General features: G+C 35.5%; 14 protein-coding genes and 1 pseudogene. All 15 read right to left on the reverse strand.

What is annotated here, in order from left to right:
* Window positions 1–7: 7 nt before the first annotated feature.
* Window positions 8–2,557: an ATP-binding protein gene (locus TT13_RS04160; protein WP_027698833.1), complete on the reverse strand. Its 2,550-nt coding sequence runs from the start codon at window positions 2,555–2,557 to the stop codon at window positions 8–10.
* 111 nt (window positions 2,558–2,668) lie between these two features.
* A complete protein-coding gene (locus TT13_RS04165) occupies window positions 2,669–2,941 on the reverse strand; it encodes a hypothetical protein (RefSeq protein WP_027698834.1) in 273 nt (90 codons plus the stop codon).
* Window positions 2,942–2,943: 2 nt separating this feature from the next.
* Window positions 2,944–3,396, reverse strand: coding sequence for a hypothetical protein (locus TT13_RS04170; protein ID WP_027698835.1), 453 nt, complete (start codon window positions 3,394–3,396; stop codon window positions 2,944–2,946).
* Entirely contained in the window at window positions 3,393–3,821 is a 429-nt protein-coding gene (locus TT13_RS04175) for a hypothetical protein (RefSeq protein ID WP_027698836.1), read from the reverse strand. The genes TT13_RS04170 and TT13_RS04175 overlap by 4 nt, the downstream gene beginning before the upstream one ends.
* 12 nt (window positions 3,822–3,833) lie before the next feature.
* The gene (locus TT13_RS04180) at window positions 3,834–4,223 is read right to left on the reverse strand and encodes a hypothetical protein (protein WP_027698837.1); all 390 of its coding nucleotides are present in this window, start codon (window positions 4,221–4,223) and stop codon (window positions 3,834–3,836) included.
* Window positions 4,224–4,229: 6 nt separating this feature from the next.
* Window positions 4,230–4,445 carry a hypothetical protein gene (locus TT13_RS04185; protein WP_027698838.1) on the reverse strand — a complete coding sequence of 72 codons (216 nt, stop codon included), beginning with the start codon at window positions 4,443–4,445 and terminating at the stop codon, window positions 4,230–4,232.
* A gap of 20 nt (window positions 4,446–4,465) precedes the next feature.
* Window positions 4,466–5,278, reverse strand: a complete 813-nt coding sequence (locus TT13_RS04190; protein WP_190279614.1) for a conjugal transfer protein — start codon at window positions 5,276–5,278, stop codon at window positions 4,466–4,468.
* Window positions 5,279–5,538: 260 nt separating this feature from the next.
* Entirely contained in the window at window positions 5,539–5,844 is a 306-nt protein-coding gene (locus tag TT13_RS04195) for a hypothetical protein (RefSeq protein ID WP_027698840.1), read from the reverse strand.
* Window positions 5,845–5,949: 105 nt separating this feature from the next.
* A complete protein-coding gene (locus tag TT13_RS04200) occupies window positions 5,950–6,567 on the reverse strand; it encodes a hypothetical protein (RefSeq protein WP_190279615.1) in 618 nt (205 codons plus the stop codon).
* Window positions 6,558–7,739: a replication initiation factor domain-containing protein gene (locus TT13_RS04205; RefSeq protein WP_027698842.1), complete on the reverse strand. Its 1,182-nt coding sequence runs from the start codon at window positions 7,737–7,739 to the stop codon at window positions 6,558–6,560. Before TT13_RS04205 ends, TT13_RS04200 begins: the two co-directional genes overlap by 10 nt.
* 1 nt (window position 7,740) lies before the next feature.
* Window positions 7,741–8,088 carry a hypothetical protein gene (locus tag TT13_RS04210; RefSeq protein ID WP_027698843.1) on the reverse strand — a complete coding sequence of 116 codons (348 nt, stop codon included), beginning with the start codon at window positions 8,086–8,088 and terminating at the stop codon, window positions 7,741–7,743.
* A 582-nt stretch (window positions 8,089–8,670) separates the two neighbouring features.
* Window positions 8,671–8,838 carry a hypothetical protein gene (locus TT13_RS11270; RefSeq protein WP_190279616.1) on the reverse strand — a complete coding sequence of 56 codons (168 nt, stop codon included), beginning with the start codon at window positions 8,836–8,838 and terminating at the stop codon, window positions 8,671–8,673.
* Window positions 8,839–8,855: 17 nt separating this feature from the next.
* Window positions 8,856–10,115, reverse strand: a complete 1,260-nt coding sequence (locus TT13_RS04220; RefSeq protein WP_190279617.1) for an FtsK/SpoIIIE domain-containing protein — start codon at window positions 10,113–10,115, stop codon at window positions 8,856–8,858.
* 123 nt (window positions 10,116–10,238) lie between these two features.
* The gene (locus tag TT13_RS04225; RefSeq protein ID WP_027698845.1) at window positions 10,239–10,991 is read right to left on the reverse strand and encodes a hypothetical protein; all 753 of its coding nucleotides are present in this window, start codon (window positions 10,989–10,991) and stop codon (window positions 10,239–10,241) included.
* A gap of 889 nt (window positions 10,992–11,880) precedes the next feature.
* Window positions 11,881–13,079 (reverse strand): annotated as a pseudogene (locus tag TT13_RS04230) (IS30 family transposase).
* Between the last annotated feature and the right edge of the window lie 245 nt (window positions 13,080–13,324).

Below are 13,324 nucleotides of genomic sequence, written 5' to 3' on the forward strand. Positions count from 1 at the left end.
CATTCAATTAAGAAAATAATTCTTCGGCCTTTGCGCTATCAGACTTTTCAAGTGTCTTAAACAGTTCTGTAAATTCAGGAAACATTGAATGAACCGCTAGTTTTCCAACACGTCCATACACATCACGCATAAGTGCCTCCCCCTTGATAAAATTTTCAAACCATTTAACATTTTTTTCGTTTGCTTCAAGCCCTACGAAATCTAAAATTTGTTTTGTTTCTGTGGGCTCATTAAAAGCAAAAACAACACCAAATTGCCCGTGATCATCATCTGAATTAATATCGTCAACAGATTGTGTCGCATAGACTAAGGCATTATTGTATGAACGTCCCACACGCTTAATTGACTTCAAGATTGCCCGACCAACTGAACTAGCTTGAAATATCCAAGCTTCATCAATAATTTCAAATGTATATTCATCAGGATTTTTACTACCAAAGCGGTCTGCAAACTTTCCAAGTGCAAACATTGTAGCCAATGACTTGCGTTGAATATTGGTGTAAGTATTTTCCTCTTGACCCTCACTTGGTAAGTCGAGGCCAGCTACTTCAAGAATATTGACACGGGTATTAAATGAAACGGCGTCTTTTGAGCCGTCCGAAAAACTAAGCTTTAAAATACCAGTTGAAACCGTACTACGTAATGCTCTTGATAACTCTCTAGTTTCATCTTTCAAAGAATTATCCAAGTAATCAAGAACGTTCAGCATACCAACTTTTTTACCCCGCCATTTATCGGTAATAACATCACTAATTGCCCTGGATAAATCTGCTTTAACATATTGGTCAGGCATTCTAAATACTTGCTCAAACATAGCCAAAGCAACATCAAAGGCTGGGTCAGAATCAGCAGTAGCATTTGACCCACGTACACCAGTACCAGCCAAAAAGACAATTGGGTCAAGAACCCCCCAATTATCAGAATTTTCAGCATTAAGCGTTGTAAAGTGATATTGATTAATTAGCTTTATTAAATACGGATACTTTTTCTGGAAATCTGGGTCTGTAGTAGCTCGATTAAACCACCTTCTCACTTCTTGCTTTGGGTCAATATACAGTAACTTAGCATTCATCATTGATAGATAGAGCATTATTAGCTTGACTAAGAACGACTTACCTCGCCCAGTCTGACCTGTAACAGGGATATGTGGACTAGATGTAGCAGAACCAGCAACACCTTGATTAGACACCAAAGGATTGAACATAACTAAATCTCTAGATGACTTGATACTGCGAGCAATAGTCTGTGACTGATTTAAATTAGAAACTCGGCCAATCACATAACCGGTATTATTCCCAAGTTGGTGTGAAATTCCGAATAAATTTTCACCTAAACCTTCATGTGAAGAATACTGTAACCAACGTGTCTCACCTTCAAGCGAATAACTTGGTAACATACGATAGAACAAATCAATTTGCTGTGCAGAAGCTGAACTTAAAGTTACATGTCGCCTTGTCATATGCGCTTTAAGTGCTTTGGCATTTTTCAAAACCTCTTTTATAGTTGAGCCATAGACAACAAAAACGCCTAACCAACTAAAATACTCCCGGTCTCTTTCCATGCCGTTTTGCATGCTTTTCAGAAGTATTTTTTTGATTTTGCGTTTATCAGAGTTATTATTTTGCCGTGCTTGTAACGCATCTCTATCCTCTGAACTAAACTCCTTTTCAAGTCCTGATAATTTTGACTTTAAGGACCGACCAAAACCAGACTTTTTTTCAGCCTTAACTTTGATTTTTAGTTCCATTGGGAAGCGCATTTGTTGAGCTACCTCAAAAAAATGTGAATTAGTTAAATCAGTAGGTGTTTCAGAAATTGGCATAATTTTGGCATAGCTTCGGCCAAGCTCCGTGTTTAACTCAATCACACCACGATTAGCACCGCTTAAAGTTGCGTCACTTAAATTGGGTAAGAACCGTTCCTCACTCTCACCAAGTACATTGTGAAGTTGTCCGCGAATATAATCGTGCCGAATATAGTAAGCTAATTCATCTTCACTTAATGCGATAGCATTTATTGAGGATAACGTGCTTTCTAAATCCCTTGCAACGTCAGAAAAACTGTTGAAATATTTCTTATCAATATCAACTTCATAACCAAATAATGGCATTAATTGGCGCTCTAATTCTTGAAACGTTTGGGTGACATTTTCACGCAGTGTATTATCAACCTTATACGATTTCAACTTAACACCTAAAACATAATAACTTTGAGTAACAATCCCTAAGTCTCGATTTAACATTGCAACTTGCTTACGGGCATAATATTCGGCCGTTTCTTTAACATCAGGTGCAAAATCGTTAGAGAGTGAAGTTTCACCGAAAAATCTTTCCTCTAGGTCTAACTCTTTTGGTATCATTGATAATTCAAATTCTCCGAACCTAGCTATCTCTTTAAAAAGAAACGATAATGTTATTTTTCTTGCCTCTTTTTTCTTTAAATCATGATTAGCAATACTTTCACTTGGGACACGAAAATATGCCCATACATCACCCGTTTTACTAAGTGCTAAATTACCTGCAAATAGCTTCATCGGATTTACTAACACTGTTTTCATTATTAAACATCCTTATCTCATATTTTCGGTGAATTACCGAATATAAAAAATAGCCTGGCAGGGCATGACCCCCAGAGAAGCCAAAAACTTCTAACCAAGCTATAGGTATTATCAGCGAATGGCCATTCTGCCAGCTCCCCAATACCTGTAATTGTTATAATCACTTAACTGTTCCCCACTAATAGGCAATAAATTTTCAACAGTTAAATTCTTCCCCAGATTTTTAATTACTTTGTCAGGTAATTGATAACCGACTAAAGCCAAATTCTCCAGGTAAACATCTTTTTGCACCGTAACCCACGTTAAAAATTCGTTTTTTCTTATTGGGTAACGAAACCTTCGCGTTTTACCTTTAAAACGAATGTCGACATAATCAGCCCTCATAACTAGCTCCTTTCCAAAGTAAATCCTGCAAAATAATCAGCACCAAGTGAAATGAATTTATCCTTGCTTTTCATGTAATCTAAAATATCCCACCAAGAACAACGTTCAAAAATAAAAGTCATTTTTAAACCCGGAACATTTTTTAAATTAAATACCCGACTAATTGCAAGCTCCAAGTCATTCTGAAAAAGTGCGCGCACCGCATTTATCTCGCTATCACTATAAACAACATCAAATTCCGTATTGTTAATGTAGTGATAGATTTTAACAAATGTCGGAATGATTGTTGGAAGATCAGATACCGAGCAAATATGATTTGCAACCGGAAAACCTAGTATTTCTGCTAAACGTCCACCTTTTTTAGCGACTTTTTCAAACTCATCTATGCTCCAAGGATAGGGATAAAAAGTTTTTTGCCCGTCTTGTCCGTAAACAAGTATTTGAATTTTACTCACTTGTTAAGCTCCTTCATGTCTGCATAATAATTTAACCCTAAATCTTTTAATCGATTAATGGCGATTAAACGTTCAACAATTTTTGCCCACGTTATGCTTATAGGTAAGTTACTGGGCTCAAAAACACTCAAAGCAGCTTTACGAATATCGTACTTAAACAACATACGTACTGCTTCTAACCTACTTGGTGCATAAACTAAAGAAATTCCTGCATTCTTAAGACGAATAATATTATCAATAATCGGTAAACGTTCACGTAAATCAGTCACATGCACAATTAGCTTTACATCACTAGTTAGTCCAACAATATAAGCTTGCCCCACACTCTTTTTTGCAAATCTATAAATTTCTTCATTCAGCCATGGATATTTAAAAGTGTGATTAATGCCAGTTCTATCACGCATTTTGATAAAGATTTCTTGCATAGTGTGAGCCTCCTAATAAATTTGAATTTCTGAACCTATATCTGTAAAATACACTTCTTCATCATTATTTAAGTGACGATTTTTTACACGATAAATCCATAAATATTTTAGATATTGCCATGCCCATTGGTGAACTTTTAAACCGTCAGGAATTACTGTGTCATATAGCTTATAAACGAGCCAAGGAATACCCAAAATAACAGCTAAGCTATACTGTGGTACATACCTAATAGCAAGATAGATAAGTGGTATATCAAAGATAAATGCCAGCAAAACTACAATAAATGTTTCAAAGGAGAAAGAATAGGCGATACCTCCACCACCAAGCAATCCCTTTAACATTGCCCCACGAATTGTGTAACTATGCCGATATAACGCACGGTAATTGTAAGTATCTTTCATAATTACTTACCCCTTTACCATATTTGCGATATTACTTATCCAGCCAAACACAGTTGCCGTATCATGAACTAAGTAGTACGCTAATCCACCTGCTATAGCAATGATTAAAAGGCCTTTAAAATCACGACCCGCAAAACGTGACACAACTAATACGGCAACTATTGCCGTTAGCACACCAGCAACTTGACTAGTAATGAATTGTGTTAAACCCGAAAAATCCATGTTTTCTCCTTTTCTAAAGATTAATGTGTATATGAAAGGACAAAATATGTGCCCTCTTGCTTCTGCAATTTCAAATCAAACTGTTCAGTGTGTGTAATGTTAGTATCTTTCTGTACTAACGAAACTGTCCCTGAAACTTCTGGTTTAGATTTAGAACCGGAAATGTGCAAATCACTAACTGTCTTAACCGTGTAATCACCATTAAGGCCTACTGGATTAGACATAATAAAGCTCATTTCATCAGCCGAAGATGAAACATACTTATCAAAAAACTTGTTGGTAAAGTTAGTAACATCACCAGTAACTGCTGTATCAGCAATCGCTAAAGTATTTTCATTTCGTTTTTCTGCTGTAGAAACTTTGCCAGTAAAGCTTGGCTGTTCAGTAACAAATGGATTTGCGACAACTGTAAAAACATTGTCTTTCACTGCATAAGGGACATTTAAATAGATTGTCTTAGAAGCCCAATTGTTTCCGCCGTCCATATTAACTTTATAATCTACTTTTGACTGTGCTATTTTCACGCCATTTTTCACGTAGATTGAAACAATTGAAGTACTAGTCAGACTTTGAGCCTTTAAATTATTCGTGCCGATTAATTTTTGAGTATCAATGCCATTTGCTAGATATGGCTTTAAATCTGATTGCCATTTGTTCATGTCCTCTGTTTTACCAGTCATATTTATATATGAAGTAATAAAATTAGACATATACCCACTCAATGCAGGCGTATACCCCACTGAACCCGTTTGAGCCTTATCCATTTGAGATTTAATCGTACTTAATTCATGTCTTAATGATTTATTCTCTTGTGTGGCCTTGGCAGTTCTCATAAATGCAAAAGGCCCGCTAACAATTAAAAATCCTAGGATTGAAAACATTAGAACACGGCTAAACCGTCTACTAAATCCGTGTTTCAATACTTTAGGTTTTAATTTTTTAGGCTTGACCTTCACTATTTTCTTTAGATTGAGCTTTACAATGGTACTCAACCTCCTTTTCAAGATATTTGAAAACCCGCCATATTTGAATTTATGGCAATAAAAAAACACCTTGCTATTAACTAAGGTGTTGCTAACAATAATTTAAATATTTACTTCGAAGAACTTAAGAAGCGCTTGGCGGAACCAATCATTGAGTCACCTGCTTGCGATACATTTTTAGCATTCTTAACAATACCCGAAGCTTGTGAAATGAAACGAGCGTTATTTCGCAATTGTTTCAAGTCATCAGCGAAAAGCTTTTCAAGTTGAGGGTCCTCTTCGATTAGATTTTTAATCTCATTAACCCCAGCATATAATAAATCCTTATCCAATTTTTGCATTGAAGCCGTAACCTCGTTTGCATGGTCGATTGTTGCAGTGATCGCCTTAATTACTTGTGCTTGACTTGTTGCCATGATTAAATATCTCCATTAATTCTATTAGTTTTAGTTGTATATCTTGAATACCACCCTCATGTTTTCAATCCCACTCAAAATATACGAACAAAAACTTTTACTAAATTATTTAACAAAGTAAACAGGCTGGGGTTTATCGGTGCTTTTATCCAAATTAAAATCCTTCAATTTTTTAAATTCGCCTTTTCTCCCGTCTGCGCTTGCCTGTAGATAAACTAACTGATTTCCATAAATGTCATAAATTTGCTGATAGCCATGTTTAACTTCAATGAAATTATCAAAGTGCGTATAAACTGGAATTAATACAACTGAATTACTTTGATTTTCGATAGTATTAACACTAATAAGCATTTGATAATTAAAATTTGACGAAGTAGCGTCACCATAAAAGCCTATCCCATGAATAACAGAGGCTTGCTCCTCCTTCAATTTTTGAGCAAAATTGATTGCAACACCCTCATAAAAAGTATTACCACTGAAAGATACCTTGTTAAATTCAGCAACATCAACGCTTGAAACAGTATACTCTCCATCAGCAAATACGTGCTTTTGCGTTTCTTGCTTTAGATAATAATCAAAACTATCAACAATATTAAGCAGGTCTTTTACTGAACGAACATTCATAGATAGAAGCTCGCCAAACCTTTGGATTTCTTCTGGAACAATAATACCTTGTTGCTTAATTCCTTTAAACATAAATCCTCCTAAAATAATCAATGCCAAGTCTCAAAATCGTCAGCAATTTCTTGTTCTCGACGGATTTGTTCATTGACAATATCAATAATCTTTTCGTGCTTTGGTGAAAGGCTGGCCTCTTTCAGAATTTCAACGATTTCACCAAGACCTTCAAGTTCACTAATCATCTTCAAACTAGGGGCAACCGACCGTCTTATCCATGCTTTAGTACGTTCAAGACTAATTTCTTCGGCATGAGTTTCAAATTCGATTTCTTTAGATTTCAAAACGAAATAATGCCAAGGCTCCCAAACTTTCCACTCTTCCTCTGGAATATCAGGGTCAACGCTATCATAGAAAGTCAGATAACGATTAAAAAAGCCGTAAACACTCTCTACGACTTTCCCTTCTCTTATCCAGTCATTAACCAAAGTTGTAGCCTTTCTTGTATCTGCAACCTGTAGTTCATAACGATTTTTAATACCATACTCAAACATTGAAGTTCCTAGTTTAGTAGCAATTTCTTTGTCTTTTTCGTAAAATCTAAAAAACACATTGCCACGCTTACCAAACTCTAACGTCCAACCACTGTACTTGTTACCATGTATGATTTCATCAGACCTAAAACGCGAAGTGTACTCACCGTTATGTGCTTTCTCGATTAAATGTTCAATATCAAACCATTTTACATAATCATTTATCGCCATATCAATACGAGTAACAATTCCGTCAAAGTTAAAAACAGCATTATAAAGCAATGTACGCCAGTCCGTATTTTTCTGTTCCATTATAAACTCTAATGAACGACAGCCTCGCCCGGACACTTGCAATAAAGCACCGTGATCTTCAGGAGTATCACCACGTGAGAACACACGAATGTAGTTAAATCCAGAATAATTTAACGAAGAGCGGTAAAGCATTCCAGAGTTACCACCACCAACTGTAAAATCTTTCATATCAAGGCCGAGTATATTTTCAATCACATCTTTCGGTGAACGGTGTTCAAAGCTAATGCGTAAGTAATCTACAGCAATACCAAGCAATCCATTGTAATTTACGAAAGCCATTTGCACTCTTTCAGCTACCTGTTCAGGTATATCACGCTTACCATTTTCATAATTGCGATAAGCAGATTGGCTAATATCTAAATAAGCTGCCATTTGTCTAAGGGACCACTTATTTTGTGCTCGATACTCACTCAACTGTTCAGGAGTAATCATCTTAAATCACCCCTCCGTCTGAAATGGTCGAAACACCAACGAAGGCTAACTTTTGTAACCTTTGTTTGTACTGTTCCCACTTCATAATCACTTTATTTTGTTGCTTAAACCCCAAGTCATTATCAACTTTGAAATTGATAATTGAATAATTATTATCTACCTGTTGAATACTCTCAATTTCCATAGGGTCTAACATGTTAGGGATATTTGGTGGTAATGTATAAGGATTTGCGATACCTATAACCTCGCCACCGTCAGGAGCAATTAAAGTAAAGATAAAGTCACCGTTTTCTTGAACTGATATAAGGTGTTCAATTCCACAATATCTGTAGCAAATACCTTCATTCATAAAACCACCTTCTGCATACTGTTTATCAAGTGTGCACAAAATTTAAATCGTGCACACTTGCTCAAATCTTTGCTATAAGCGCTGTATCAACGTTTACGGCGTGTTTTTGCTTATATTTAAGCCCCCCTATTAGGTAAACGGGGGCTACGGTAATTGAACCAAGTTAGACTAAGCCCACTACCGCAAGAAAGGCACTATCTCCGCAACTCTCACACTAAGGGGCTGTAAGAGACATTCCACGAACGGGTGCTTCCGCCGGCATAGCCGGCTCGCACCCTCGGCACAGCATAGCTGTACCAGTCGCTACATAATCCCAACAGCCCCTAAGTGTTCAATCACTGCGATAGCACCTTTTGGGCTAAGACTAACTAAGATTTAATTACCTTGTTGTTTAGCTTCCAGCTTCTAATAAATAGACCATAACAATTCCAAATAAGAAATACATTTCCGTTAAGAAATAAAGTATTGAAGCGTCAGACCTACTCAGTTCACCGTCTACTTTCGCATTATGGTATGCAACAAACCAAATAACGAACGGAACAATTATAGCGTACAAGATAATAAAAATTATTTTGAACATAATCACACCTTCATAACAAAAGAACCTAGAAATACAATTACCGTTTGTAAATATCCAAGTAATGCATCAAGTTTACTCATCTTACCTGTAATATTTACTGCCTCATATGCAAAAAACCACACAACGGCGGGAGCAATAAGAATGTACATCAAAACAAAAAGTTTATGCATAATCAACTCTCCTCATCCTATTTAGACTTTGCTAATTCTCGTTTTTCCAGCATTTCGCCTAATTCATTGAAATACGCTTTTGCCTTAAAGCCTTTGGGAATTTCAGGTGCAAAGAAATCCCGAGGTTTACCCGGCGACATTAACGCATAACCCCAACCTTTCAAATTCTTATCAAGACTTGCACAATTATCAGGGTTTTCATCAGGAAACATCATGTTTAAACCAGATGCTTTCATTTTTCCTAATGCTACACGCATTTGAAACTGGTCACGAGCTGCCGAGCCGATAGCGTCAGCATCCGGACGTTGCATAGCTGTAATTACAAAGAAACCAAGTTGTCGCCCAAGCATTGTGATACTAGCGAGTATCTTTTGCACGTTGTCTTGACCCCTATAATCGAGCATATTAATAAATGCAACAAATTCATCAAACACAAAGAAATGAGCCTTTAAACCGTATTCACGATAATTTCCCATGCCGTCCTTGTCTTTTAAAATCTGTTGATATTCATCTGCTCTGTCTAACATTTCCTGATTAAACTTTTCAAATTCCGATAAAATTCTATCATTGGTATAGAATACACGCCCCTTTAATGGCTTTGTTCTTGATAAACTTGCTAAATCCGTCCTTTTAGGGTCAGCAATCTTTAAATCTACGCCAGCTTTAAGTAATGAACTAATTACAGAAAATAAAAAAAATGATTTTCCTGCCCCAGTATCACCAGAAAGTAACATGTGCGGGTGTTTTTCAAAATCCCACACCATACCTTGCATAATCTCAATCTTATGAGAACTAACCTTAGCATTATCAAGACTTACTCTAAAATTCAATGGAAATAGCAAGTGTTCATAAACAATAAAACCGTCAATAGTATTTGTATCTGAAACTGTTGCACGTGTAGCAATCACTAATTCACTATCAAATGAACCGTCAATAAAACGCTTCTGAAATTTATTACCGTCCAATGGTAAATAAACACTAAAAGAATTAAGGCTGTTAAACTTCATGTACATTCTAGGAAAATATTTGAATTTCTCTATATCTTTCTTCCCATTTTTTTTAGAAATACGCTCATAAATGCCCTGGCTAAAAATAACATTTGCCAACAGACTAAGCTTGTAAACTTTGCCCCAAAATTTAGATTGATAACGATATTTGCGATAAAAATAATAAAGCCCTAACCATAATAAAAAGCCGACTACAATAAACGTGCCGACTAACCATAAATTAATATCGAAAAAACCGTTAAATAGGTAGAAAACTCCACTCTTTAACAAATACAGAAACAAAGCTAAAATCACAGGGGACGTAAATAACCAAATAAAATAAATCGGAAGCTTTTTATACCATGGCCTAATTCTATGACCTCGTTTGAATATCAAAACTTAACCCCCTAATTATTACTTTTGTTCACCCTTGTTACTATCATTCTTTGGTGCTTGCTTAGAAGCTGGAGCTGATTGTGAGCCAGTTGTTACAGGTGTCATAGCATCAGCAGAGAAAATATGCGCGTAGTTACCAGTCTCTGGCATATAAAAACGAACTTTAAAATTAATAAAGTCAACATTTTGCCCCATTGAGAAGTCACTTTCTACTGCTTGGCGCATATTGATAGGCAAATCAACCGTCATATAATCGCCCTTTTCTTCATCAAAAATTGTCACTTTGATTACGTCTTCTACAAGACTTGCAGTATCATCACCATTTCGAAGAGCTGATTGCCTTTGGCTTGAACGAGCTTGTGAGTAACCTGTAGTTACACCAGCAAACTTTAATGTTTTACCAATATAACTTGCAACTGGTACATCATAAAGTTGGCCAGCAAAATTTAGCTTCAAATTTCCTTTAGCTTCTTCTGCCCACATAGATTTTTCGTCACTTGCTTCATTAACAAGCTTCCCAGTCAAAACACCTGAATTATTGCGACCTGAACCAATTTCCGAAGCAACAATTGAGGGATTAACTAGCTTAACTGGTTCTTGGAACGTAAAATCATCAGACTTGAATGTAGAATCAGGCAAAACCTTTAGCAAATGGTTACCAGAAACATTTTCAGCAGAAAGATTAATAAAACCACCGTTAAATCCAGCATATAATAGCTTACCTGTAGTCTCAGCTGTAAAAATTGGTAGTGATGAAAGTTGTAAAGTCATAATAATATATCTCCTATTTTTAATTAATTTCACAAAAAAACGCTCCCAATTATTTAATTGGAAGTGTTCATTTTAAATAATTGAACAACAACATTGTTCTATAACCTCATATACTTAATAATCGTTTTTATCAAAGTATAATTAATAATCGCCTGCTCATTATATATAATATATAAGTCATCGCAATATGCGTTAAAGGAATTATATTCCCGCAGTTGTTAGTCAACCAACCAGTTATTTCAATAACGTAGCCACCTATATTTCAACGTGGTCTGCACTTTGATAACGGAGACAAGACATTTCTCTCTTTTTTACACTCCGTAATAAGGTAAGTTAAATTTTTCCTTTTTATAAATTCATGCTATCATTTACTTGCGACAGTATTTGTATAGCTAAATGTACCTTATTAAGTATATAAAGTTATCAATGAACGAGAAACCGACTAATTTTTATTAGTTGGTCTTTTTTTGCTGTACTATGTGAATAGTATTACAAAAAATAAAAGCATAGAGTAGCCGTTTGTGCTATCTGTAACAATGTTGTTACAAGTAACTACTGGCTATCTATGCTTTTAAGTTTACGTTATGGGTTTCAACCCCATAAGGCTATCTGTAAAGAACTGTTAATTAATGTGAAATATCTTTGTAAACAAAAGTCCTTTTATTACACAAGCGTTTCACAAGGATAACGATTAATACAATTCTAGTGTTACTTAGTATAACAGAGTTTCATTTTTAACACCATTATTTAAGGCTTTTTAGGTTAGCTTTTTCACGACTTTTGTGACATTATTACACATTTAATTACTCTTAAGCCAAACTTATAACCAAAATCATACATATAAAAAAAAGCCGGTTTTATAGCTTTTAATGCTACTTAACCGGCTTTTTTATTCTGTTTTATTTTCTTGTTGTTTTGCTAACTGTTGAGCCATTTGGTTTTGTTTACGTTTATCATAAGCACGTTTATAACGAGTTAATCTACGATACTCAATCTCAAACAATTCTACTGGGCTACGTCCATTTAAAGCCTTTAACATGGGCTTCATGTTAATTTTATAAGCAATATCTTCAAGTTTACGTTGGGTAACCGCGTAAAATGTTTGTCCTTTAGGCAGATACTTACGTAACTCACGATTTTTACGCTCATTAGTCCCCCGCTCTTGTGGTGAAGAAGGGGTAGAGTAATACATTTTAACGCCTAAATCTTTTTGTACGTGTTCTAAAAATGACCATGAAGTAAACTCGATACCATTATCAGACGTAATACTACGTACTAGTTCCCCATAATCTTTCCAAAACTTATCTAAACCCGCTATCACATCATCTGCTCGTTTACTTTCAATTTTATACAATGCAAAGAAACGGGTTTTACGCTCAACAAGCGTCATGATTGCGCTGGGATCAACAACAGCACCATCTGAACTTTTAGCAGGTAATACTAAATCAATTTCCCAATGTCCAAACTGTTTACGCTGATTAATTGTTTCAGGTCTGTCATAGATTGAATGTCTAACTAATTCACCAGTTTCTTTTAAGTGTTCCCTTAACCTTCTAAGCTCTATTTCTTTGCGTCGTAATGACTTGTTACGTTCGCGGTCAACTTTATTATTTTCCTTATACCTATCAATTTTAATCTTAATTTGGCCTCTGTGAGCCCATTGTCTAATTGTTGAAGCTGAGATATTAACACATCTTCTATATCAGCAGACACTTGCTCTGGCGTCCATTTTTCGTCATTTATCCAGTGTTCAATCAGTTTCTTTAATTCTGGTGTGAGCTTTGAACCTTGCCCAAATCTAAAAGCCTTTTGAACGGAATTATATTGACCCCGGGCTGCTGAATATTTAATACGGGCATGAATAGGCATGTTTAACAACTCTCGTCTGCTTAAATGGCTATAATCAACTGTATTTCCGGACTGTAATTCTCGAGCGATTATAGACTGTGACCTATGAAGTTGCCTACCAATTTCACTCTGTGATAATCGTTCTACATTCCATAGATACTCAATCATAGTTCTTTCACTCTCATTTAATTTTGGTCGTCGTTGTCTAGGTGAAGGCACCTTTTCATCTTCCATATTCATTAAACCCCTGCTATAATATTTTTATAACCTTTCTACATTTTTATTTTTAGCGGTGTTTAACACTTAAAAAGTACTAATATAACTTGTCCTCTTCTGTTCTAGTTATGTTAGTGCTTTTTTATTTTTCTCTTAGTTCTTAGTTGTAGTAAACATACATAAATATATCACAATTAACAATAAGCATAATGCTTGTTTTCAATTAATTGATTAAAACGGCTTAAATTCTCATCTTTAACAATTTTCTG

Source organism: Weissella oryzae SG25, from assembly GCF_000691805.2.
GTDB classification, from domain to species: domain Bacteria; phylum Bacillota; class Bacilli; order Lactobacillales; family Lactobacillaceae; genus Weissella; species Weissella oryzae.